The sequence below is a fragment of the Sporosarcina aquimarina genome (assembly GCF_019748715.1).
Taxonomy (GTDB): domain Bacteria; phylum Bacillota; class Bacilli; order Bacillales_A; family Planococcaceae; genus Sporosarcina; species Sporosarcina newyorkensis.
Window position 1 is genome coordinate 76,994 of sequence record NZ_JACLBZ010000007.1, and the last position, 24,608, is coordinate 101,601.

27 protein-coding genes are annotated in these 24,608 nt (G+C 41.6%); 25 read left to right on the forward strand and 2 right to left on the reverse strand.

Annotated elements, in window-relative coordinates; all coding sequences use genetic code 11:
• Positions 1 to 23: 23 nt before the first annotated feature.
• The 18 genes from H7J92_RS03360 (at position 24) to H7J92_RS03445 (ending at position 16,329) form a co-directional block, all read left to right on the forward strand.
• Positions 24 to 299, forward strand: a complete 276-nt coding sequence (locus H7J92_RS03360; RefSeq protein ID WP_009498995.1) for a glutaredoxin family protein — start codon at positions 24 to 26, stop codon at positions 297 to 299.
• Between the two features lie 99 nt (positions 300 to 398).
• Positions 399 to 686, forward strand: coding sequence for a metal-sensitive transcriptional regulator (locus H7J92_RS03365; RefSeq protein WP_041072599.1), 288 nt, complete (start codon positions 399 to 401; stop codon positions 684 to 686).
• A 71-nt stretch (positions 687 to 757) separates the two neighbouring features.
• Positions 758 to 958 (forward strand): copper chaperone CopZ, encoded by a 201-nt coding sequence (gene copZ, locus H7J92_RS03370; RefSeq protein WP_221835342.1) that lies wholly within the window; start codon positions 758 to 760, stop codon positions 956 to 958.
• A 132-nt stretch (positions 959 to 1,090) separates the two neighbouring features.
• Positions 1,091 to 3,502, forward strand: coding sequence for a heavy metal translocating P-type ATPase (locus H7J92_RS03375; RefSeq protein ID WP_009498991.1), 2,412 nt, complete (start codon positions 1,091 to 1,093; stop codon positions 3,500 to 3,502).
• 885 nt (positions 3,503 to 4,387) lie between these two features.
• Positions 4,388 to 4,690, forward strand: coding sequence for an urease subunit gamma (locus H7J92_RS03380; protein ID WP_009498990.1), 303 nt, complete (start codon positions 4,388 to 4,390; stop codon positions 4,688 to 4,690).
• 31 nt (positions 4,691 to 4,721) lie between these two features.
• Positions 4,722 to 5,045: an urease subunit beta gene (locus tag H7J92_RS03385; RefSeq protein ID WP_078818319.1), complete on the forward strand. Its 324-nt coding sequence runs from the start codon at positions 4,722 to 4,724 to the stop codon at positions 5,043 to 5,045.
• Positions 5,042 to 6,760 carry an urease subunit alpha gene (ureC, locus tag H7J92_RS03390; RefSeq protein ID WP_078818318.1) on the forward strand — a complete coding sequence of 573 codons (1,719 nt, stop codon included), beginning with the start codon at positions 5,042 to 5,044 and terminating at the stop codon, positions 6,758 to 6,760. The genes H7J92_RS03385 and ureC overlap by 4 nt, the downstream gene beginning before the upstream one ends.
• Before the next feature lie 10 nt (positions 6,761 to 6,770).
• Positions 6,771 to 7,226, forward strand: coding sequence for an urease accessory protein UreE (gene ureE / locus H7J92_RS03395; protein WP_078818317.1), 456 nt, complete (start codon positions 6,771 to 6,773; stop codon positions 7,224 to 7,226).
• Positions 7,219 to 7,905, forward strand: coding sequence for an urease accessory protein UreF (locus H7J92_RS03400; RefSeq protein ID WP_221835343.1), 687 nt, complete (start codon positions 7,219 to 7,221; stop codon positions 7,903 to 7,905). Before ureE ends, H7J92_RS03400 begins: the two co-directional genes overlap by 8 nt.
• A 38-nt stretch (positions 7,906 to 7,943) precedes the next feature.
• A complete protein-coding gene (gene ureG, locus H7J92_RS03405) occupies positions 7,944 to 8,564 on the forward strand; it encodes an urease accessory protein UreG (protein ID WP_221835345.1) in 621 nt (206 codons plus the stop codon).
• Positions 8,557 to 9,381 (forward strand): urease accessory protein UreD, encoded by an 825-nt coding sequence (locus tag H7J92_RS03410; RefSeq protein ID WP_221835347.1) that lies wholly within the window; start codon positions 8,557 to 8,559, stop codon positions 9,379 to 9,381. The genes ureG and H7J92_RS03410 overlap by 8 nt, the downstream gene beginning before the upstream one ends.
• Positions 9,382 to 9,847: 466 nt before the next feature.
• Positions 9,848 to 10,267, forward strand: coding sequence for a nickel-responsive transcriptional regulator NikR (nikR, locus tag H7J92_RS03415; protein WP_078818313.1), 420 nt, complete (start codon positions 9,848 to 9,850; stop codon positions 10,265 to 10,267).
• Between the two features lie 117 nt (positions 10,268 to 10,384).
• Entirely contained in the window at positions 10,385 to 11,998 is a 1,614-nt protein-coding gene (locus H7J92_RS03420) for an ABC transporter substrate-binding protein (protein WP_221835348.1), read from the forward strand.
• Positions 11,999 to 12,041: 43 nt separating this feature from the next.
• Positions 12,042 to 13,001, forward strand: a complete 960-nt coding sequence (locus tag H7J92_RS03425; protein ID WP_221835372.1) for an ABC transporter permease — start codon at positions 12,042 to 12,044, stop codon at positions 12,999 to 13,001.
• Positions 12,998 to 13,870, forward strand: a complete 873-nt coding sequence (locus H7J92_RS03430) for an ABC transporter permease (RefSeq protein ID WP_221835349.1) — start codon at positions 12,998 to 13,000, stop codon at positions 13,868 to 13,870. Before H7J92_RS03425 ends, H7J92_RS03430 begins: the two co-directional genes overlap by 4 nt.
• Positions 13,871 to 13,927: 57 nt before the next feature.
• A complete protein-coding gene (locus tag H7J92_RS03435) occupies positions 13,928 to 14,851 on the forward strand; it encodes an ABC transporter ATP-binding protein (RefSeq protein ID WP_221835350.1) in 924 nt (307 codons plus the stop codon).
• A complete protein-coding gene (locus H7J92_RS03440) occupies positions 14,841 to 15,443 on the forward strand; it encodes an ABC transporter ATP-binding protein (protein ID WP_221835354.1) in 603 nt (200 codons plus the stop codon). The genes H7J92_RS03435 and H7J92_RS03440 overlap by 11 nt, the downstream gene beginning before the upstream one ends.
• 448 nt (positions 15,444 to 15,891) lie before the next feature.
• Positions 15,892 to 16,329 (forward strand): HicA family toxin-antitoxin system, encoded by a 438-nt coding sequence (locus tag H7J92_RS03445; protein ID WP_139366024.1) that lies wholly within the window; start codon positions 15,892 to 15,894, stop codon positions 16,327 to 16,329.
• 148 nt (positions 16,330 to 16,477) lie between these two features.
• Here the strand turns inward: H7J92_RS03445 and H7J92_RS03450 are convergent, their stop codons facing one another.
• Entirely contained in the window at positions 16,478 to 18,532 is a 2,055-nt protein-coding gene (locus tag H7J92_RS03450) for a catalase (protein WP_221835356.1), read from the reverse strand.
• Positions 18,533 to 18,782: 250 nt separating this feature from the next.
• Here H7J92_RS03450 and H7J92_RS03455 point away from each other — a divergent pair, with 250 nt between their 5' ends.
• The 6 genes from H7J92_RS03455 to H7J92_RS03480 all read left to right on the forward strand — a co-directional run bounded on the left by H7J92_RS03455 (position 18,783) and on the right by H7J92_RS03480 (position 22,903).
• Positions 18,783 to 19,331, forward strand: coding sequence for a hypothetical protein (locus H7J92_RS03455; protein ID WP_221835358.1), 549 nt, complete (start codon positions 18,783 to 18,785; stop codon positions 19,329 to 19,331).
• Between the two features lie 106 nt (positions 19,332 to 19,437).
• A complete protein-coding gene (locus H7J92_RS03460; protein ID WP_078818372.1) occupies positions 19,438 to 19,722 on the forward strand; it encodes a DUF3889 domain-containing protein in 285 nt (94 codons plus the stop codon).
• A 92-nt stretch (positions 19,723 to 19,814) separates the two neighbouring features.
• Positions 19,815 to 20,411 (forward strand): hypothetical protein, encoded by a 597-nt coding sequence (locus H7J92_RS03465; protein WP_221835360.1) that lies wholly within the window; start codon positions 19,815 to 19,817, stop codon positions 20,409 to 20,411.
• A gap of 80 nt (positions 20,412 to 20,491) precedes the next feature.
• On the forward strand, positions 20,492 to 20,794 hold the full coding sequence (locus H7J92_RS03470) for a rhodanese-like domain-containing protein (RefSeq protein ID WP_078818306.1): 303 nt from the start codon (positions 20,492 to 20,494) through the stop codon (positions 20,792 to 20,794).
• Between the two features lie 259 nt (positions 20,795 to 21,053).
• Positions 21,054 to 21,767, forward strand: coding sequence for an N-acetylmuramoyl-L-alanine amidase CwlD (cwlD, locus tag H7J92_RS03475; RefSeq protein ID WP_078818305.1), 714 nt, complete (start codon positions 21,054 to 21,056; stop codon positions 21,765 to 21,767).
• 77 nt (positions 21,768 to 21,844) lie between these two features.
• Positions 21,845 to 22,903, forward strand: coding sequence for a P-loop NTPase (locus H7J92_RS03480; RefSeq protein ID WP_221835362.1), 1,059 nt, complete (start codon positions 21,845 to 21,847; stop codon positions 22,901 to 22,903).
• A 22-nt stretch (positions 22,904 to 22,925) separates the two neighbouring features.
• Here the strand turns inward: H7J92_RS03480 and gerD are convergent, their stop codons facing one another.
• Positions 22,926 to 23,543 carry a spore germination lipoprotein GerD gene (gerD, locus tag H7J92_RS03485; protein ID WP_009498962.1) on the reverse strand — a complete coding sequence of 206 codons (618 nt, stop codon included), beginning with the start codon at positions 23,541 to 23,543 and terminating at the stop codon, positions 22,926 to 22,928.
• Positions 23,544 to 23,873: 330 nt separating this feature from the next.
• On the opposite strand from gerD, the gene H7J92_RS03490 reads away from it, so the two are divergent.
• Positions 23,874 to 24,557, forward strand: coding sequence for a KinB-signaling pathway activation protein (locus H7J92_RS03490; RefSeq protein ID WP_040759914.1), 684 nt, complete (start codon positions 23,874 to 23,876; stop codon positions 24,555 to 24,557).
• The last annotated feature ends 51 nt before the right edge of the window (positions 24,558 to 24,608 follow it).

Genomic DNA, 24,608 nt, shown 5'->3' on the forward strand with positions numbered 1-24,608 from the left:
CTCATAATAGGAGGTAACGATCTATGGAGGGGAAGACATTAAAACTTTATACAAGACCGACATGTTCGGACTGCCAAGAAGCGAAAGCGTTTCTTTTGAAAAACAATATTCCATATATCGACTATGATTTATCGATAGAACCGGAAAGGGAGAAAGAACTTATTAAGTTAAGTGGCTCGAGGGTAGTACCGGCTTTCGTTTTCAAGAAAAAGTCTTTTATAGGATTTGGAAGCAAACCGAAAGTGCTGATCGGTTTCGAACGGAATGAAGAAGAGATTAAAAAACTGTTAGCAGTATAGTGATTGATGTAATTGAACAAAACAATATCATTGCTCTCTCATGAAATGCGTGTTAATATAGGGGTAAGGGGTATATAGTAAACTCTGAGGAGTGATGGTATGTCAGAAACAACAAAGAAGACTGTACAGCCGAATAAACAGCAGTTATTAAATCGTTTAAAGCGTATTGAAGGGCAGGTAAGAGGTGTTCATCAAATGATTGAAAATGACCGTTATTGTGTGGATATTCTCCATCAGATAAGCGCGATTCAATCGGCAATGAACAAAGTATCCTTAGCTTTACTGGAAGACCATACGCATCATTGTGTTGTCAATGCCATTAAAGGGCAAGATGGTGAAGCGGCTATTCAGGAGCTTATGAGTGTCATGAAAACGATGACTAAGTAATCATTTAGCATTGTAGACTGGAACAGAGTATGGAGTACTGATATTAACAACAAAACAGGAGGTTTTTCATTATGAAAGAAGTATTAAAAGTAGAAGGTATGTCTTGTGGACATTGCGTGAATTCAATTGAGTCAAGTGTAGGTGAACTGAACGGTGTTTCATCAGTAAAAGTGGACCTTGCGAATAAAGAAGTGACAGTTGAGTATGATAACGAAGTGAATTTAAATCAAATCAAAGAGACGATTGAAGACCAAGGCTATGAAGTTGCTTAAACAATAGGCATAAAACGTCTTCCGCTTAGACCATGTGGGGGTACAAGCGGCTGTAGAAGTGATTATACGACAACCGTATAATCCTTCTTTTTTCAAAACTATATACCCCCACGAAGTATCGGAGGGATACAAATGGCAACAACGGAAAAAACCTTAAAGATCAATGGGATGACATGTGCAGCTTGCGCAAACCGGATTGAAAAAGGGTTATCCAAAATAGAAGGTGTCGAAAAGGCGAATGTAAACTTTGCTTTGGAAAGTTCGACAATCGTTTACGATCCGGAAAAAACAAATATTGATGATTTTACGTCAAGGATCGAAAAATTAGGTTATGGTATCATTCAAGACAAAGTTGAATTCGATATTTCGGGCATGACATGTGCTGCTTGTGCGACGAAAATAGAAAAACGGATTAATAAAATGGATGGTGTTTCTAAGGCGACTGTCAATTTCGCGATTGAAACACTGACTGTAGATTATGATGGTGGTCAAACAAGTCCGAACGAGATGATGGCAATTGTGAAAAAAATGGGCTATGAATTGATTCCAAAATCTAACGGCAAGGAAAAGTTGGATCATAAGGAGCAGGAGATAAAAAAGCAATACCGGAAATTCATATTTTCGGCAATCCTGACACTCCCGCTGTTATGGACAATGGTAGCGCACTTTGAGTTTTTATCTTTTCTATACTTGCCTACTTTTTTAATGAATCCTTGGGTGCAATTGATCTTGGCAACGCCTGTCCAATTTATCGTCGGTGCTCAATTCTATAAAGGGGCATTTACTTCCTTAAGAAATAGAAGCGCCAATATGGATGTTTTAGTGGCATTAGGTACTAGTGCAGCTTATTTCTACAGTTTATATTTGTCTTTTGAATGGATGAATGGGGGCAGTGTCGGAGAACCAGAACTATATTTTGAAGCATCTGCCGTCATTATTACGCTAATCGTCCTAGGTAAGTTATTCGAAGTGAGGGCAAAAGGAAAAACGAGCCAAGCCATTCAAAAACTACTAGGATTGCAAGCAAAAACAGCACGTGTCTTAAAAGACGGCGTTGAAAAAGAACTGCCGATTGAAGAAGTAGTAGCTGGCGATATCATCCTCGTCAAACCGGGGGAAAAGATTCCTGTCGACGGAGAAATCATTTCTGGACAATCGGCAATTGATGAATCAATGATCACCGGTGAAAGTATCCCTGTCGATAAAGTGCCAGGAAACTCGGTCATTGGTGCAACGATCAATAAAAACGGGTCATTACAGGTCAAAGCGACGAAAGTTGGGAAAGACAGTGCATTATCTCAAATCGTCAAAGTCGTTGAAGAAGCACAAGGCTCAAAGGCGGAAATTCAACGGTTGGCGGATAAAATATCAGGCATCTTCGTTCCTATAGTCGTTGGAATTGCGATTTTGACATTCTTCATTTGGTATTTTGTCGTAACGCCTGGCGATTTCAGATCTTCACTAATTCCGACCATTTCCATATTGGTCATTGCATGTCCATGTGCGTTAGGGTTGGCCACACCAACCTCCATTATGGCTGGATCGGGTAGAGCAGCTGAAATGGGTATGCTTTTCAAAGGCGGAGAACATCTTGAAAACACACGTTTCATCGACACAGTTGTATTGGATAAAACAGGTACAGTGACGAAAGGCGAGCCAGCGTTGACAGATGTCATCGTGTTGAAAGACTTTGCAGAAGAGGAAGTCCTTCAATTGGTTGCATCAGCTGAGAATCAATCCGAACACCCATTGGCGCAAGCGATCGTAATGGGAATCAAAGAAAAAGGAATCGAATTGATCGAACCAGAAGGGTTCAATACGCTCCCAGGGTATGGAATTGAAGCGAAAGTCTCCGGAAAGCAAGTGCTTGCCGGGACACGAAAGTTAATGCACAGCCGGGATGTGGCTCTTCAAGATGTGGAATCCACAATGGAGAACATGGAGAAAGAAGGAAAGACAGCGATGCTCATCGCGATTGATGGGAAACTTGCGGGTGTCGTGGCAGTTGCGGATACTGTGAAAAAAACATCTAAACAGGCAATTGAAAGAATGCTTGAACTTGGGTTGGATGTCATTATGCTAACGGGTGACAACCAACATACTGCAGAAGCAATCGGACGACAAGTCGGGTTGAGCCATATCATCGCAGAAGTCCTTCCAGAGCAGAAAAGCGATGAGATTAAGAAATTACAGATGCAAGGAAAGAAAGTGGCAATGGTCGGAGACGGTATCAATGATGCTCCTGCACTTGCGCTTGCGGATATCGGAATGGCGATTGGTACTGGAACAGATATTGCAATCGAAGCAGCTGATATCACCCTCATGCGCGGCGACTTAAATAGCGTTGCAGACGCTATCATTATGAGCCGGAAAACAATGCGCAACATTAAACAGAATCTATTCTTTGCTTTTTTCTATAATACAATCGGTATTCCGGTTGCTGCACTCGGATTGTTAGCCCCTTGGGTAGCCGGAGCAGCTATGGCATTTAGTTCAGTGTCTGTCGTTTTGAACGCGTTAAGGCTTCAACGAGTAAAATTTTGATGGGTCACAAAACTTCTAGTATAAAATAAAATGGCCATGAAATTGAACGGTCGATAGGATGAATGGTCTTCATTTTATAGCTAGTAATGAGCCAGCGATTCATCATAGAACCCTTCCGAGCAATAGAGGGCAGGTCAGAAAAAATGTTTTCAAGGTATGACATTCCTTTAGGTTTAAAGTGAATTTGATATTCTCAAAAAATTAATAGTGATTTTCTGCAGCCCTTCCCGAGATGATTGGGAGGGGTTTTTAATGTATATATTCAAATGAATGATCATTCTGTTTTGTCGGCCTTACTTACCACTTCTGCAAGTAGTCGATCGGACTGGTTCCCTCATAAGCAGGAACACTTGATTCTTCGCCGCAAAGCTGTACAATAAATTAGTAGCAGTAACTCCAAGCCGCTTTCCCATGTTTTTAAGACGAGGAAAATGGACACAATCCCCCCCATTCCAGTTGTTTCGAATACCTAAGAGATTCACCGATCCTTCCCGGATGTATGAATCAAAACCGAATCAACTTGCGATCAAACCATTAAATAAAACACTTTGTTACAACACATTTATAGTTCGAACTTGTATTCACGGCTAGGCCGGCTGTTCCATGGCTGCTCATTAGTCTTTTTAAAGCTAAAAGTTAAAGCGTGGCAACGTTTACGCTAACTTGCTTAAGGGGATACTGTCGTTATAATGAATTTTTCTGTACTTAATTGCTTTAGATTGACTGAATTGAGCTTTTAAAGGGAACAGTTCAAGTTTATCGATAGAAGTAGTATGGCCTATTAACGCCTTACGGACTATTCGGAATATTTCATGCTTTTTGCTAAAGTGTATTTAGGGAGAAGAGTTCTATTACAAACTATCATATATTTCAGGAGGTTGAACGATGCAATTACTACCGCGTGAAATCGACAAGTTAATGATTGTTGTGGCTGCCGATGTCGCCAGAAGACGTAAAGAACGAGGTCTTAAATTGAATCATCCAGAAGCAATGGCGCTTATTACATACGAGGTGATGGAAGGCGCTAGAGATGGCAAAACTGTCGCAGATCTTATGGCTTACGGAGCGACGATATTAACTCGTGAAGACGTGATGGATGGTATTCCCGAGATGATTGACGACATTCAAGTGGAAGCAACGTTTCCGGATGGTACAAAACTAGTTACTGTGCATAACCCCATCCGATAACTTGCTAATGAAATGGAGAGGAGACGAAGCGATGATCCCAGGTGAGTATATTTTAAAAGATGAACCAATTAATTGTAATGAAGGGGCAGAAAGTACACGTGTTCACGTTGTGAATGAAGGGGACAGGCCAATACAAGTCGGTTCTCATTATCATTTTTATGAGGTAAATGGTGCGCTGAGGTTTAGACGGGAAGAGACATACGGCAAACGATTAAATATTCCAGCCGGCGCTGCTGTCCGCTTTGAACCAGGCGATGAAAAAGAAGTGCAATTAATTGACTATGCTGGAAAAAGAGAAGTTTACGGATTTCATAATGAAGTGGACGGACCATTGGAAGGCGGGAATGTTAAATGAGTTTTAAAATGGATAGAGAGCAATATGCACAAATGTACGGACCGACAACAGGAGACTCCATCCGCCTGGCAGATACAGATTTGTTCATTCAAATCGAAAAAGATCATACAAAATACGGCGAAGAAGTTGTATTTGGCGGCGGGAAAGTCATTCGTGATGGAATGGGACAGCATCCGTTCATTACGCGCGAAGAAGACGAACGAGTACCCGATACGGTCATCACAAATGTCGTTGTCCTTGATTATACGGGAATTTATAAAGCGGATTTAGCGATTCGTGACGGTAAAATTTCTGGTATTGGAAAAGCTGGTAACCCGCTCGTGCAGGACAAAGTTGACATTATTATCGGAGCATCCACGGAAATTATTTCCGGGGAAGGTAAAATTATTACTGCAGGCGCGATTGATACGCACGTGCATTTTATAAATCCAGGACAAGTTGATGTTGCGCTCACTGCTGGAACGACGACATTGATTGGCGGTGGGGCAGGACCGGGCGATGGATCTAGAGCAACGACTGCTACACCGGGCGCCTGGCATCTTCACTCGATGCTCAAGGCTTTAGAGGGGCAACCAATCAATATCGGTTTAACAGGGAAAGGGCATGCAGCAGCCGGCGGACCTTTAGCGGAGCAAATACTCGCTGGTGCGATCGGTTTGAAAGTCCATGAAGATTGGGGTGCGACACCATCCGTACTTGATCATTCATTACGGATTGCTGATGAATATGATGTGCAAATTGCGCTTCACGCAGATACGTTAAATGAAGCTGGATTTTTTGAAGATACGATGAAGGCGATCAACGGCCGTGTCATCCATATGTACCATACAGAAGGTGCAGGCGGCGGACATGCGCCAGACTTGATCAAATCCGCCGGTATGATGAATGTATTGCCGGCGTCCACAAATCCAACATTGCCATACACAATCAACACGATTGACGAGCATCTGGACATGGTGATGGTTGCTCATAACTTAAATCCTTCTGTTCCAGAAGATATTGCATTTGCTGATTCACGCATTCGCAACGAGACAATTGCGGCGGAAGATGTCTTACAAGATATGGGTGTCTTCAGCATGACGAGCTCCGATTCGCAAGCGATGGGGCGTGTGGGTGAAGTTGCACTTCGGACATGGCAAGTAGCCCATAAAATGAAAAAACAGCTTGGAATTATGGAAGGGGATAGTCAGTACTCGGATAATAATCGGGTAAAACGCTATATAGCCAAATATACGATCAACCCTGCAATTACTCACGGGATTTCCGAGTATATTGGCTCAATTGAAGTTGGAAAAATGGCCGACCTTGTACTATGGGATCCGAAATTCTTTGGCGTCAAACCGGAAATGATTTTGAAAAATGGAATGGCGGTCTTTAGCTTAATGGGAGATGCCAATGCGACGATTCCGACACCACAGCCAATGATTTACCGACCAATGTATGCAACGCTAGGAAAGGCATTGTCGCAAAGTTCTATTACATTTGTTTCCCAAGTTGCATACGATAACGGTATTAAAGAAAAGCTTGGACTCGAAAAAGTGGTACTTCCTGTACGCAATATGCGCGATCTTACGAAAAAAGATATGAAATTGAATACTGCTACTCCTCATATTGACGTGGATCCGCAAACGTACGAAGTGAGAATCGATGGAAAACCTATTACATGCGATCCGATTGACGTTGTGCCGATGGGGCAGCGCTATTTCTTATTTTGAGGTGAAGAAAATGATTGTAGAAGAAGTCGTAATGAACGTAAGAGATTTAGACTCGAACGAATTTGAAAAACGACATAAAGAGAAAGTGTATCTAGAGAGCGCGCATTTAATGAAAAGAATTCAACGTGTAGAAACAGATCACGGACGTGAAATCGGCATCCGATTGAAAGACCCGCGTGATTTGGAAGCTGGCGACATTCTCTTTATGGATGATAAAAATATAATTTTGATCGACGTACTTTCCGATGATTTAATTGTCATCAGTCCACGTACGATGCTTGAAATGGGAACGATTGCTCATCAGCTTGGAAATCGTCATTTGCCAGCTCAGTTTGAGGATAAGGATATGCTTGTTCAGTATGATTATTTGGTTGAGGAATTGTTGCAAGAAATGGACATTCCATTCAAGCGAGAAGAACGAAAAGTAGCAAAAGCATTCCGTCATATCGGGCATAGTCATGACTAATCACGCATTGTCTTTGTTTCAGCTGTGCGACTCCAATTTTCCAACCGGCTCTTTTAGCCATTCTTTCGGCTTGGAAACGTATATTCAAAAAGACATTGTCACAGATGCGAAATCATTTTTCGAATGGCTGAACGTTTATGTGCATGAACAGCTCGCTTATGCAGACGGCTTGGCAGTAAGGCTGGCTTATGATGCACTTGAAGCGGAAGAACTTGAAGATATTTGGGAATTGGATCGCATTTTGACTGTGCAGAACTTAGCACGGGAATCACGCGATGGTACACAGCGCATGGGTGACCGTATGTTGGATATTGCACAATCAATTTATGAAATACCGATGTTGTCCACCTACATGCGAAAAATACGTGATAAACAAGCTTTTGGCCATCCCGCTATTGTTTTTACGATGGTAGGGCATCATCTGCAAGTAGAGAAGGAAACGACGATTTTATATTATTTGTATTCGACAGTCGTTAGTCTCGTACAAAATGCTGTGCGGGCAATCCCGCTCGGACAAACTGCAGGACAGAAAATTATTTATGCATTTCAACAACAGCTTCAGCAGGCAACAGATAAAATTATGAAGTTAGATGAAGAAGAGTTTGGAGTCGTATCACCAGGGCTCGAACTTTCACAAATGCAGCACGAGCGAGTTGGGATACGTATTTTCAGCTCGTGAAAAACGTGAAATTAATTGAGAATAAGGATGTGCTTAGAATGGAACCAATTAAAATAGGTGTTGGCGGACCCGTTGGTGCCGGTAAAACGATGTTAGTTGAAAAAATCACCCGTGCTTTAAACGGGGAAGTGAGTATGGCAGTCATCACGAATGACATTTATACGAAAGAAGATGCTAAGTTTTTAGTTGCAAACGGCATCCTTCCGGAAGATCGCATCGTCGGTGTAGAAACAGGTGGTTGTCCGCATACGGCTATTCGAGAAGATGCGTCAATGAACTTTGCGGCGATTAATGAGTTGAAGGAAAATCATCCGGATGTTGAACTGATTTTTGTAGAAAGCGGCGGCGACAACTTAGCAGCTACATTCAGCCCAGAGCTTGTGGATTTCTCCATCTATATAATCGACGTGGCGCAGGGGGAAAAAATCCCACGCAAAGGCGGCCAGGGAATGATAAAATCTGACTTGTTTATAATTAATAAAACAGATTTGGCGCCATATGTTGGAGCGAGTCTTGAAGTAATGGAGTCTGATACAAAAGTGTTCCGCGGAAACAAACCATTCTTCTTCACCAATTTAAAAGATGATGAAGGACTGGCTGAAGTGGTAGATTGGATAAAAAAACATGCGTTATTAAAGGGACTAGGGCAAGATGTCTGAATGGACAGGCGTTCTTGACCTTGCCATGGAAAATCGTCAAGGACGTTCCGTGGCGAAAAGTGTCTACTTTCAGGGTGCGTTTAAAGTGATGCGCCCTGTCTATTTGAATAATTATAGTTATCCATGCTACTACTTATTGAATCCAGGCGGAGGCTATCTAGACGGAGACCGGTACCGCATGGAAATAACGCTCGATGAACAGGCGCAACTGACATTGACGACCCAGTCGGCAACAAAAGTATACAAAACGCCAACCAGACAAGTATATCAAGAGTCGGTCTTTCATATGAAAAAAGGTAGTTATCTGGAGTATTTGCCGGATGCATTGATAGCATATAAAGATGCCAAATACTATCAAAAAAATATTGTACATATGGAAAAAGGAGCGACATTGCTGTATTCCGATATATTGACTCCTGGCTGGTCGCCAGAAGGGGAAAAGTTCAGTTACGATATGCTTCGTCTGAAAACAGAAATATATATGGAAGACGAGCTAGTTGTCTTTGATCATATTAAACTTCATCCGGCATCTCAGCATATGAATGGGTTAGGTTTTATGGAAGGGTACACACATTTAGGTTCGTTTATTGTCGTTGGAGAAAAGACGAACGATGATTTATTGGATCGCCTGCATGAAACGATTCAGAAAGAGGCTGGAGATTTTGCATTTGGATTATCCAAGCTTGCTGTTCCTGGCTTTACTATCCGAATAATGGCAAATTATACACAAGTTATTGAGCGGATCATCTCTGCCTGCCATCATGTAATCAGCGACAAATGGTATCAGACGAAACCAAGTTTTTTACGGAAGTATTAGAAAAATGCCCGACAATTCGAAAAGAGTTGTCGGGCGATTTACTGCGATTTATGTCTCTATTCAACAGAACACTCTATACTTTATAGATTGTGAGATGGGTGCAGTTGGATTTCTATTTATTGCATGCCCAATTATTCGCAATTAATTATCAATCATCGAGACATACATAAAGTGTATAGCGAGTACATTAGTAGGCATGTAGGTGTTACGTAACAAAAGAAAAGTAGCACAATGATGGATAACTATTTGTTTGGTTGTTGTAAATGAAAAGTTGCGTTTTGCGTGCTATACATCGTTAATGATTCCCTAGAAAGTAAATTTAATTCGATTTCTACAAAAGGTTTAAATTGGGTTATTTAGAAGAACATAAACTTCCAAGTAATGGTCAGTTATGTATCATCGTGTTACGATTCTATATAAATGTGTTACTGCGTTAAAAATAGTAATAAAAAGAGGTGGTTGCAGTATGCAGGACTCAACGTTAAAGAGATTTGGAATCTCAATGGAAGGGGGCTTACTTAGGAGGTTTGATGATTTAGTTAAAAAAAAAGGATATGAAAATCGCTCGGAAGCGGTTCGGGATCTTGTTCGAGAGGCAATTATTCAGCAAGCATGGGAAGATGGAGAACAGATAATTGCAGGAAGTATACTATTATTTTATGACCATCATCAACGCAATCTACTTGAAGAGATGACAAGGATTCAACATAGTGTGCACGATGTAATCCTTGCGACAACACACTTCCATTTGAATCATGATAGTTGCCTTGAACTAATTGTTGTAAAAGGAAAAGCAAAAGAAATTCAGGAACTAAGTCATAAACTGACGAGTTTGAAAGGTGTATCATATGGGAATTTCACAGTGGCTCCTGTGGAGCAGATTTAATTGTTCACAATCATATTTTACGGTTTCGATAGGATCTGAAATTATAAAACCCTAATGCAGATGTGCAATTTTATGAAGGATTGTAGATAAATAATACGTGTAGAAGGAGTGTACTAAATGACAAAGAAATTCTTGAGTCTCATCGTAATAGCCACTGTATCTATTTCGCTTATGTTAGCAGGCTGCTCTTCATCTAAATCGGATGATAAAAATAAGAAGAATGAGGGGAAGCCGAAGGACGAGCTTGTGCTTGCATTTGATTCTGAGCCGGCAACAGGATTTGATCCGACAACCGGTTGGGGACGTTATGGTTCACCGCTATTTCAAAGTACATTGTTGAAAAGAGATGACAAACTAAACATTGTAAATGATCTTGCAACAAGTTATGAAGTAGATGAAGAGGGTAAAGTTTGGACTGTTCATTTGCGCGATGATGTCAATTTTTCTGATGGGAAACCACTAACGGCTAGGGATGTGGTATTCACATTTGAAACAGCAGCCAATAGTGGGTCGGTTGTTGATTTGAACGTATTGGATAAAGTCGAAGCAGTTAATGATACGACCGTGAAATTCACATTAAAAGAAGTGCAATCCACATTTATAAACAATCTAGTGGCAACGGGAATCGTCCCACAACATGCATACAGTGAAGACTATGCTGAGAACCCGATTGGTTCAGGCCCCTATCAACTTGTACAGTGGGACAAGGGACAACAGATCATTGTGAAAAAGAATCCAGAATACTATGGAGAAAAACCATATTTTAACAAATTGACTTTTGTATTTTTAAATGAGGATGCTGCATATGCAGCTGCCCAAGCGGGAACAGTCGATCTTGCCTATATACCAGCCGCGTTTAGTAATAAGGAAGTACCTGGCATGAAACTTGAAACAGTTAAAACTGTGGACAATCGTGGAATCGTATTTCCTTACGTGAAGTCAGGTGATTTCACTGAAGATGGTTTACCAATCGGGAATGACGTAACATCGGATCCAGCCATCCGTCATGCAATTGATATGGCAGTTGATCGGAAAGCGTTAATTGACGGTGTGTTGGAAGGATACGGAACACCTGCCTATACTTCTGTTGATGGGCTTCCTTGGTGGAATCCAGATACAGTCATTGAAGATGGTGATTTGGACGGAGCGCGTAAGGTATTGGAAGAAGCGGGTTGGAAAGATTCTGATGGAGATGGAGTACTTGATAATGGCTCTTTGAAAGCTGAATTTAGTCTTTACTATTTAGCAAATGACACAATCAGACAGTCTCTTGCCATTGCAGTTGCAGATATGATGAAACCACTCGGTATTAATATTAAAGTAGAGGGTGGAAGCTGGGATATTATTGGTAAGAAAATGTATTCCGAGGCTGTACTTATGGGTTGGGGAAGTCACGACCCGCATGAATTATACAACATCTATGGCAGCGATAATGCTGGGATCGAGTATTATAATACAGGCTACTATAAAAATGACAAAGTAGATGAATACTTCAAGAAGGCCCTTCATGCGAAAAGTGAAGCTGAGGCAATCGAGTTTTGGAAAAAAGCACAATGGGACGGTACGACCGGTTTAAGTGGAAAAGGGGATGCCGCTTGGGCATGGTTGGTTAACATCGACCATTTGTATTTGGTGAAAGATGGTCTTGATATCGGAGATCAACGAATCCATGTACATGGACATGGTTGGCCGGCAACAGACAACATTGCCGACTGGAAATGGAGTAAATAATGTGCGCAAAAATATTGGTGTAAAGATAAGTAAGTTTCTGTTGATGAAGGGTTTAAGAATGCTTACTTTATTATTTGCGATTTGCTTAATATCCTTTTTATTAATAAAGAACTCCCCAATTGATCCGATTCAAGCTTATGTTGGTGCTGATATGATAAAGGTAAGTCCTGAACAGCGAGAGAAGATTGCTGAGTATTGGGGGCTTGATCAACCTGTAATGGTGCAGTTTTTTAGTTGGCTTTCTGCTTTACTTTCAGGTGACTTGGGAACTTCAATGATTTTCCGCCGCCCGGTGTCTGAAATCATCGGAGAGCGCTTTTGGAACTCGCTTGTCCTGATGCTGACCGCCTGGATATTGTCGGGAGTTATCGGTTTTGTCATGGGCGTTGTGTCAGCCATGAAAAAGGATACTTGGATTGATCGGATTATAAAGTGGTATTGTTATACATTGGCCTCAACTCCGACTTTTTGGATGGGCCTTCTTATGCTGATTGTTTTTGCGGTGTGGCTCGGGTGGTTCCCAATTGGATTAGGTGTTCCAACAGGGGTCCTTGCTGAAGACGTCACATTAGCAGATCGATTACAGCATCTTATCCTCCCAGCCATGACACTTAGCATTCTTGGAGTTGCGAATGTAGCCTTACATACGCGACAGAAGCTGATAGATGTCCTGGCGAGTGATTACGTGTTGTTTGCGAGGGCGAGAGGTGAGCGTGGCTTTCTCTTATTTTGGAGACACGGCTTGCGTAATGTTGCCTTGCCTGCAATCACTTTACAATTTGCCGCTTTTAGTGAACTGTTTGGTGGAGCGGTGCTTGCTGAGCAAGTATTTTCATATCCAGGTCTTGGACAAGCGACAGTAGAGGCAGGCTTAAGGGGAGACGTCCCTCTTTTATTAGGGTTAGTACTATTTAGTACGATTTTTGTTTTTGCAGGAAATCTAATTGCTGATATGATCTACTACGTTGTAGATCCGAGAACGAGGGAGAGTCGAACAATATGATTCCAGGCCTCAAAATAGGAACGAAGGAAGAAAAGGTGAAACGGTTTTATCTGAATCGAAGACAGAAGACGCTTCTTACAATCGTAGTTGCGACAATTATCTTACTAAGTGTTGTAGTAGGTGGCGCAATGCTTGATCAAGAAAGAATTGCTACGAATCTTAATGAACGAAATTTGCCCCCCTCTCTTAAGCATCTTTTTGGTACAGATTGGCTGGGTAGGGATATGTTTACCCGGACGATTATGGGGCTTTCCTTAAGTATGGGGGTAGGGTTGATTGGAGCAATTGGCAGTACGTCAATTGCTCTTGTCTTGGGTATGGTGTCTGCAACAATGGGGAAAATGGCCGATCGTCTAATTACATGGCTCATCGATCTCTTTCTAAGTGTTCCACATCTTGTAACGTTAATTTTGATTGCTTTTACATTGGGCGGAGGATTTAAAGGCATTGTTATAGGGCTTATGCTAACTCATTGGCCAAGCCTTGCACGAGTCATTAGAGCAGAGGTTATGCAAATCCGCTCAGCAGAATATGTTCAGATTTCTCAACAGATGGGAAAATCCAGTTGGTGGATTGCTGTACATCATATTTTTCCTCATTTGATTCCACAACTCTTAATTGGTTTCATGTTGATGTTTCCCCATGTGATCTTACATGAAGCAGCAGTTACATTTTTAGGGTTAGGGCTATCGCCCCATGAGCCAGCTATTGGGATAATTCTATCAGAATCTATGAAGTATTTGTCTTCGGGTATGTGGTGGCTTGCCTTTTTCCCAGGGCTTTGCTTACTAATTATTGTACGGACTTTCGAGACGATTGGAGAGAACTTCCGTATGCTGATAGACCCGACAAGGGCTAATGAGAAATAAAGATGAGTAGGATAATGAAAAGCAAGTAGTCCTATTTGGTTGGTAAGGAGGTAGCGAATGTCTATCCTTGTAGTGGAAAATTTGTCGATATCTTTTAATCAGTATACAGAGAGTTTGAAACAAAAAAATGTAAACGTCATTTCAAGTTTGAATGTCACGCTTGAAGAAGGTGAAATACTAGCAGTTGTGGGAGCCAGTGGTTCTGGGAAGAGCTTGCTTGCGCATGCCATTCTTGGAATCTTGCCAAACAACGCAAATATTAGTGGAACGATTAGCTATGACGGAGAAATTCTTACGGCTGCACGGCAAGCTTCGTTACGCGGAACAGAAATTGCACTTATTCCACAATCAGTGAACTATTTAGATCCATTGATGCGAGTAGGGAATCAAGTTCGCAATTCTGTAAAAGTTGGAGATGCAGTTGCGGCACAACGCAAGGTTTTTGAACGGCTTCGCTTGAAGTCAGGCGTTGAAAATATGTACCCATTTCAGCTTTCTGGAGGCATGGCAAGGAGAACTCTTTTATCCACAGCTATTGTCAGTGGTGCAAAGGTAATTATTGCGGATGAACCCACGCCAGGCCTCGATCCAGTCGTTATCAAAGAGGCATTAGAAAACTTCAGGGAATTCGCAGACAATGGATGTGCGGTTATGCTCATCACACATGATATTGAATCCGCTTTAACGATTGCAGATAAAATTGCTGTGTTTTATGCAGGTACAACCGTGGAGATCGCCCCTGTAGAGAACTTTAATGGGGATGGTGAAGCGTTGCGGCATCCTTATAGCAAAGCGTTATGGAGGGCCTTGCCACAAAATGAATTTATACCAATTCCAGGCTCGCAGCCCCGCCCAAATAATTTACCATCCGGTTGCTTATTTGCCCCGCGTTGTCCTATAGCAACCCTTGAATGTGAACTAGCACAACCGGAAATGCGCGAACTTCGGAATGGAAGGGTAAGGTGCATCCATGCAACTTGAAGCAAAAAATATCGGTTTTCGTTATGGCGATGGACCTTGGCTGTTTCAAGGCGTCAATTTCACTGTAAAACCAGGAGAAATTGTTGGGCTTACAGCACCTAGTGGACGTGGTAAAACAACTTTTTGCCGGATTTTAGCGGGATATGAAAAGCCTCTGGAAGGAAGCATTACCATTGAAGGTTTGCCGGTACCTACAAGGGGATTTCATCCTGTACAATTGATATTTCAGCATCCAGAAAAAGCAGTCAATCCACGTTGGAAAATGGAAAAGGTTTTGAGTGAAGGGGAGAAGCCAGACCCTGAACTGCTAGATTTATTAGGAATTGAGCAGGAATGGTTGACTCGTTGGCCTAACGAGTTATCTGGAGGAGAATTACAACGCTTTTGTGTGGCAAGGGCGTTGGGGTCCAATCCACATTTTTTAATTGCAGATGAAATGACAACAATGCTTGATGCCATTACGCAAGCTCAGATTTGGTATGCTGTTCTCGAAATCGCCAAAAAGAGAAAGATGGGTATCATCATCGTTAGTCATGAAGAAAAGCTGATGCAACGATTGTGCCACCGAGTGGTTGAGTTGAAAAGTTTTTAATACAAATAGAGGGTTTGAGATTTTCTTTTACTTTATTGTAGAGTCGAGAATTCGATTAAATAGAATTGCAGTAGCATAAGGCTGATTTTTCCTTGAACGAAGAGGGGGAATCGGTTCTTTTTATGCTTGGTATAGAAAGTCTAAGTATTTCTAACGTCGTCTCAATTGCTTAAAATATAGAAATTAGGGTATCACTATATAAACGGACCGTTGCTTTTTGAACACTTAGCTTCTTTACAAAGATGGTAGAGATTTTTTTACCGGTATTACTAAATAATCGGTTGGTTTGACATTTATCCTTCACAGTTTTATACTTGGATTTAATTTTCATTAAAAAGACGGATTCGTTAGTCAATAAGGAATATTGAAAAATATTGAAATTGTAGTAATACGAATTTAGCGAGGAAAGTTTTTTGATGAACTTGACACTATTTTGGGAGGTGTTCCTGTGGTTGACGACTTTGAAGTAGAAAAAGTTTTTGAAGACAGGCCGTATGAGCGGATCCAGTTTAAGCTCATCATAGACGGTCGTAATTATAAAGGCGACTATCATGATGGCGAGATCCAATGGCTTAATCCGCATCCCAAGCAAGATGTCGGCGAAGAAGAAGTAAAAGCTGTAGAGGATGAAGTTCTTGAACTGTTATCCGAACATGGGATCAGGGATGAAGTAGATGCTATTGAGATTGAACGTTCCCTAAGCAATAATCAAACTCGACCGCTTCAAATGTTTAAGTTAAAAATTCAAGGTGAAGAGTATAAAGGGACTTTTATTAACGGCGAGATCGAATGGTTTCATCCAAAACCGAGACGCAAACTAAAAGATGAACGCGTAAAAAAAATAGAAGAAGATGTTCAAAAGAAATTGACAGAGCATCTTGAATAACGAATTGAAGTGCGCAGTCTGAGTTATTATACTAACTCAGACTGCGTCTTTTCTTTTTGCAATTATTCCTATCTCCGCAAAAAAACGAGTTGAGTAATGGAAAATAGAAAGAGAAGCTTTCTGTTTTGCTCTTTCCTGCCCGACGATTTTATTTTCTATTCCAAAAGCGTTGCTGGGCGATAGCGGAAACAAATTCCTCTCCGAAGTTTTGGTTGTTAGTCGCAAAAACGACACCTGCTAAATTATTTTCTTCAGAGGTTTGAAGAAGCGACTGTCCGGTTGAAGCAATACCGATCGGCTTATAATGTTTGTATGCGACCTGTATGAAATTCATAACATCAGAATTAAATTTTGCCTGATTATTGGAGCTGCCGCCAACGACATAGAGCGAGTCAAGCAAATAAGGGCTCGTGGTCAGGAATGTATCATCTACTTTGAGCTTCGTACCATCCGTACCTGTGACAGTGCCAAGTTTTTCACTGACGATGTCGACAAACACTCCATATTTTTCGAGTGTATTCAGTACGTTGGTTACTTCATTACTGTTAAAACCATTGCCGATCAACACTCCGACTTTTAATGAATAAGCATAACTTGGTGTATTGGTCTGACTAAGTGAAGGGTAGCTAGTTGAGGTAGAGACATTTGTGCCACTTGGACGATCAACACCTATATTATCCGCAACGATCATAGCCAGTTCTTGGTCAACATTTACTATCATATCGACGTTTTGCTGTCGGACCGATTCACTTTTCACTTTTCCAAGTTGATAGCTTAATGCTTCAATCGTGTGTTGCTTTTCAACTGGGGTTAGGCTGTTCCAAAAGATTCTTGGCTGAGTAAAGAAGTCATCGAACGATTTGCTTCGTGCCCGTATGGCGTGCCCATCGATTTTTTTAGGGTAGGATTCGTAGCCTCCTTCTTCTGGCGGCGTAGTATATGGAGTATTATCAGCTAATGAGTTTTCATGATAGTTTACTTGATCTACATCGATTCGATACCTCATAAAGCCTTGTCTTGTATTATTATGGAACGGACAGATTGGCCGGTTGATGGGTAAGTCCTGAAAGTTTGCGCTGCCAAGACGATGGTATTGGGCACTTTGATAAGCGATTAATCTTCCTTGCAGGACGGGATCATTAGAGAAATCAATTCCCGGAACGACATTTGCGGGATTGAATGCCACTTGCTCCAATTCCGCAAATTCATTATCCACATTACGGTTTAATGTCATCTTTCCAATTGGCTGAACGGGGACGAGTTCTTCTGGCCAAAATTTTGATGGATCTAAGACATCAAAATCAAATTTGAATTCATCTTCCATCGCAATCAGCTGGACACCTAATTCATATTCTGCGTATGCACCACGGTCAATCGCCTCTCTAAGATCTCGCCGATGAAAATCCGGATCAATCCCGCCAATTTTTTGTGCCTCGTCTTGAAGCAAGGAATGAACACCAAGCACAGGCTTCCAAGTAAATCTCACAAAAGTTGCTACTCCTTGTTCATTAACAAATAAGTACGTATTGATCGACCATGATTCCATCATGCGATAACTTCTTAGAATGCCTCGATCCGACATGATCCACAATACCATGTGAAAACTTTCTTGGTTATTTGCTACGTAATCCCAAAAATTATCATGCGCCCCAGCAGCTGTCGGCATCCCGGTACGTGGCTCAGGTTGGTATGCATGCATTACATCAGGGAACTTCATGGCGTCCTGATTGACCAATACAGGCATAGCGATTGTAGTTAAATCATAATTTCCTTCTTCGGTGTAAAATTTCACACCTTTGCAGCGTAAATCCCTTGCCGTATCCTTAGAGCCTCTGCTCCCTTGCACAGTAGAAAATCGGACGAAAACAGAAGTCTTTTTACCTGCTTCCTGTAAGAATCCAGCTTTTGTGAATTGTTTCATCGACTGATAACATTCAAATTCACCATGGGCTCCGTAACCTCTAGCATGAACTTTTCTTTCTGGTATTGGTTCATGGACGAAATGAGTCATCTTCTCAAAGAATTCAAAATCTTGACGTAGTGAAGGACCACGGTCACCCGCCTTTAATTGTTCCTGATCGTTTGATAATTTTTTTGATTGATTGGTCGTCAGTGGTTTACCTGTGTTTTGTACGCGGAACTCATCTAGCTGTTCATTTTTTAAATTTTTCTCCCTATGGTCTTTTGGAGACTTCCCATCCATTGAATCACCCATCCTCACGTCTTAATTTTTGTGTTCACATATATACCTATGTAGAGTTTTCTAGGTCTAGAATGAAATTGGCTTGGACTTTATCTGCGAATCAAAAAGACAGAGTATAGCGTAGATGACCCAACTCATAACTTTGGTGAATGGGAGGTCCTATACTGGTAATCAGGTATCTATTAAGCATGCATTTTTTTACAGAACTTGTACAATGAACATAGAATAACGAGAAATGAGAGTGACTGCCATGCCGAAAACTAAACGCAAACCACAAGAAAGAAAAAATGTACTTAGTGTAAGTGCATTACTGGTCGTCTGTGGCATTGTGTTATTCAAATCCTTCATTTGGGATGAGTATATAGTCAATTCGACAGCCCGGGCTGCGTTAGAAGGCCGAGAAGGCGAAGTGGGAGTAGGATATGCCATCAGCAAGAAACAAGAGTTGGCCATAAAACCCTTTAAAGATGGATTTAAGATCTATGCTGTATCTAAAGGTTTTTTTGGTTGGACTGTCACAGATGAAGAGTTTGTTGGCAATAAAGAAAACGAGTTTTATGAGATAGGTGAATTGGATTTGCAATTTAATTCAAGTGAAAAATTGTATTTGAATTTCGTTTTGGATCAAGACGAATACTTCGATAAAATAAAGGCCTACTCTCCGGGCGGTGTAGAAATAGGATTCAATCGATCTGTAGGCAATGACGTGTTTTTCTACTACCATTATAGCGATAAGCCTTTAGGTGACGTGATGTATAAAGGAATTCATTCAAACGGGAGTGTGGAGAAATTGAAATAACGAGCAGAATGATTCTTATCAAATGACGCATCCTATCCTAAAGGAGGTGTGCGTCATCATTCGAAAAATAAGCTTGGTAATTGGAATTTCAATGGCGAGTGTCTCAATGTTCACTTATCTGCCTACTGAACTCGTTGCTCAATCAGCGATTCCTTCATATGCTAAATGGTCTAGGATCGCGATTCAAGAGACGCAAATGAAATATCCTCATGCAAATATTATGGATTACTTGCATATCGGAAGTGAGTCCAGGAAAGAGTCCACTGTTGAAAAGTTTCGATTGTGGCTGCGGGAAGGTGACAAAGAATTCGCGGTGTTTGTCAAAGTCACTTATTCTATTAAAACAAACAAACTGATCGATATTGAACTTCAGGAGATGGATTTTTCCTGAATGCAATCAAACTCACGCCTCTGCATTCGCTTCGTAGTTTTGTTACAATTGACGGACAAGTATGTCTACCAAATGAATGAGGGGTGGCTTTGATGAAAGTCGATAATGAAGAATTGTTGCTGGACTATATTGCGGCCAGTACGAACCTATATGGGGTAATCCCGTTTGCTAAAGCGACGGAGATATACAATGAACATAACGAAGAAGAGATTTCATTAAACATCATGATTGCTTTTGTGAATAACCAAGCAGTTATTGAGAAATTGGAAGAACGTTTTGTTCATGTCAATACAGATGCATTTGTGGCAGAAGTCATTCATGTATTTGACGAAAAGGAAGTAGTGGAGCAAGCAGCCGCGGGTAAACCTTATTATGTACCGAAACCAGAAGAATTTCTCTTGTTTACAGATCAATCTTATTTTCAGCGGACCCCTCAGCAAGAGCAACTGAAAAAGATGATGCTAGAGGATCTTGATGATTCGGTCGATATTGAGGAAGAAGTGGAAGAACTTGTGCTGGATCTGCAAATGAGCGGTGGAGATTTCACAAAAGAACTGTCAGAGTTCCTTGGGCGGCTGAAGTTACCTATGGAAAAAGCTGAGCGTTATATTCCAGTGATTATCGATATTGCCAATACTACGAGACTGTGGGAAAATCGGGGCCATACGCCGAATGAGTTGATGCAGTAAATCATCAGTCCGTTTCGATAGACAATCATTACACAGGCGATATAATGAAGGTAAATCAGATAATTTGGAGGATGTAACTCATGACATTGAAAGAATTAACTGCAAGAGAAGTACAAGAGCAACTGGAAAGCGGCAAAGAACTGCATATTATTGATGTCCGCGAAGACGACGAAGTAGCACAAGGTATGATTCCGGGTGCCACACATATCGCACTTGGCAATCTTCCTATTGAAATGCATGATTTGGACCAAACAACACCTTATATTCTAGTCTGTCGTTCAGGCGGAAGAAGTGGACGTGCACAAGAAATTATGGCAGATGAAGGCTTTGATGTGACGAACATGGCGGGCGGCATGCTGGCTTGGGAAGGGCAAACTGAATAAATGAGTAGAACACCGCCGAGAGGAACATCTCTCGGCGGTGTTTTAATTTGAATTGCACGATTGATCAGTAGGGAAAGAGCTTCCTGGCTATAAATACATTTTACACTGAGCCCAACCCGCCTCGGAAAGCACCGAAGTCTCCTCGCATCGAAGTTGACATCCTCGATCCAAACCCATTTCTCAGAATGAACAATTCCTTCACCCGCAGACATAACCGGAAAGGTCCAAGCGTATAGTGAAAGAAAAAGGCGGTGTAGAGATGAAAAAATGGCTTGCGGCAGGCTTGCTGTTATTTTTTTCGATAGGAGGTGTATGGTATGGAGTGAAAGCTTCAGATCGGGGATTTTTCACACCCGCTGAGCTAGGTGGTGTGAAAATTTTAATCGATCCGGGGCATGGCGGTGAGGATGGGGGGGCTTCGGCGGAAGATGTCATTGAAAAGGATGTAACCTTAAGTATCTCCCATGAAGTTAAGAAATTACTTGAAAAAAAAGGTGCGACTGTGAAAATGACGAGGGAAAAAGATGGAGATGCGATTGCTGAACATGCCCCATCTGAAAAATTCACTTCAAATCGAAGTCGTAAATTCGCAGATTTGAAGTTGCGGGAAAGTATGGCGATCGAATCGAAGCCGGATATGTTCATAAGCGTTCACGTTAATGCGATTCCAGAAGAGCGTTGGCGAGGTGCGCAAGTATTCTACCATCCTGATGGCAACCCGGCAGGAAAACAGTTGGCGACTTCTATCCAAGACGAACTGCGTGATCAGCTGAAAAATACAGAACGCGAAGCGATGAAAATTACAGGTGTCTATTTGCTGAAGAAAGTACCGGTCCCTGCCGTTTTAGTGGAAACAGGATTTTTATCCAATCCGGAAGAACGGGGTTTATTGGCGGATAAGGCTTATCAGAAAAAGGTGGCGGCCGCCATCGTGGATGGAATTGTGAAATATGAACATGCAGAAGAACAGTGAGTCAAAAGACGGTTGATAGAGTAGTGATTATGGTATACTGGGGGGAGATTGGATAATATCAGTAAGGAGTGTCGAATGTGATTAATGAACAGCAAGTCCGTGAATTGATTGGCGCATTGGAAGATCCGTTTTTACATAGAACACTGGCAGAAACAAATGGTATTGTAGGCGTTACGATTAAGCCTGAAAAGCAGCATGTCAGTGTCAAAGTAGCAATTGCAAAAGTAAATACCGGTGAGCAATTGACGCTTCAATCAAAAGTAGTGGACGTTTTGAAAGAGGCAGGGGCAGACTCTGTAGGAATTCGTTTTGAAGAACTGCCGAAAGAAGTTCTCGAGCAATTCCGCGGAACTGTAACAGAAGCAGAAACCCAAGATATTTTATCTCCTCTATCCAACATCGAATTCATTTCGATTGCGTCCGGTAAAGGTGGGGTCGGGAAGTCGACAGTATCTGTCAATTTGGCTGTTGCTTTAGCAAGACGCGGTAAGAAAGTTGGTTTGATCGATGCGGATATTTATGGATTCAGCGTTCCCGACATGATGGGGATCACGGCTATGCCTGAGGTCAGAGAAGAGCGCATCATTCCGGTAGAACGATTTGGTGTTAAGGTCATCTCAATGGGCTTTTTCGTGGAAGATAATGCGCCAGTTGTATGGCGGGGCCCAATGCTTGGTAAAGTGCTGGATCAGTTTTTCCGCGATGTTGAGTGGGGCGAGCTTGATTACTTATTGCTTGATTTGCCGCCGGGTACAGGCGATGTAGCGCTTGATATCCATCAAATGATTCCGGCATCTAAAGAAATCGTTGTCACAACACCGCATCCTACAGCTGCATTTGTAGCTGCGCGTGCAGGTGCGATGGCTTTGCAGACGGATCATGAATTGCTTGGCGTTATCGAGAATATGGCGTGGTTCAAATCCAAAGCATCCGGGGAAAAGGAATATGTCTTTGGACAAGGTGGCGGCGTCCGTCTGTCAGAAGAGCTTCGCACCGAGCTATTGGGTCAAATACCACTGGGTCAGCCTGATTGGAACGACACGGAATTTGCTCCTTCTGTGTATGCGGAAGACCATCCGATTGGTCAGATTTATTTACAAATTGCCGATACCGTGATTGAAAAAAATACTAAATAATTAGTTGGCAGGCGAGAGGGGTTTATGGACCTCCTTCACCTGCTTTTTCTTCTGCTCCACCGCCACCACTCTCTTCTTTCCCGCCTTTCTCATCTTTTCCGCCCTCTTCTGTTGTCCCTTTTCCTGCTTTCATGATCAGTTGCTGCCATTTCGCTTGCATTAAAGGGCTGTTGATCGTGTCTTCCACTGCCTTTTCCATTTCTTTTTTCATTTTACTGGAATTTACGACTTTCTCCATTTGCTTCATCATGTCTGGCTGTCCAAAAAACTTTTCCATTTCCTTTTGAAACGATGCATCTCCCATTAAATCCTTCATAATATCTGCTTGCTGCTTTTTCATACTTTTGGCGATAGACTCTGTAAATTTCGGATCTTCAAATGCGGTTTTCCAAAACTGTTCACCCTCTTTTGAAAGCAGCACATTCTCAATGCTTTCTTTCACTTCTGGTTGTTCCAATACTAAAAGCTCCCGAAATTCGGGATCTGTCATCAATTTGCGTAATGCTTTTTTTCCATCTTCCGTTTGGATCGCATCCGTCATCATTTTTTTCATTTCATCATAACTCGGACCTGACTGTTGTCCGTTGCTGCAACCCGCTAGGAATACAAGGAATAGGAAAATGCCTGCCAATTTTTTCATTCCGATCAACCTTCCACTTGTATTTTCATTTATTGTTCACAATATTAGAGGGAATATGCATGATTCGTTCAATGAAATAGATTTTTTTGTCGAACGTTGATACACTAAGTGAGACATGAAACAATTAAGCGATGGCATAATTGCGTCTGGATTTTGATACGAGTTAGCTCGATTAACTCCTTTTAAAATCCATGATACCTTCTGCCGGAGGCACTATTTTCTTCAGAGAGCGTCTGAATACCCGCTGAAGAGGAAATAAAACTGCATTCATCTCGCCATCTATAGAGGTGGGAGTCTTCTGTTGAATAAAGATAAAAGGGGAACAGTGTTGTGACAATACGAAATTGGGTAAAATTTTTCTTGCGCGCTATGGCCATTGGTGGAGGTATCACAGCCATTGTCGGGTTAATTGTACGTTGGGACTTCTTTTTTGGGTATATACAGGAAGGTGAGATTTGGCAATTTCTTGGTGCCTTTTTATGGATGATCTTTTTAGGCTTCACGATGAGTGTTATTGCGCAGATGGGTTTTTTCGCCTATTTAACAGTTCACCAATTTGGCGTCAATCTGTTCCGCACGCTGACATTGTGGAACTGGGTGCAAGTCCTGATCATTGCAGTTGTGTTGTTTGATTTAGTCTTTTTCCGCTTCCAGTTAACGAAGGAAGATACAGGAAGAACGTTCTTGTATATTTTCTTGCTTTTGACACTCGTTATAGTGTCTGCGGTAACTGCATACTTTAAAGCGCAGTGGACGAAAAAACATGCACTGATCTCCGCTCTATTCTTTATGATTGTGATCACAACACTTGAATGGTTGCCAGCTCTAATGGTCACATCAGGAAATAAAGACGAATGGGTAACCATCCTTCTGTTTCCTTTGCTGGCAGTGAACGCTTTTCAACTATTAGTATTGCCTAAATACAATAAGCAATCCGATATTGATAAGGCTAAATTGGACAAGCGTCGTAATGAACGAAAAAAAGCTAAGCAAAAATCATCAAAAGCTAAATAAATGTAAAAAACCGACAGAATGTGTAGTGACCCCTAAAAGTTAGAGTTTTAT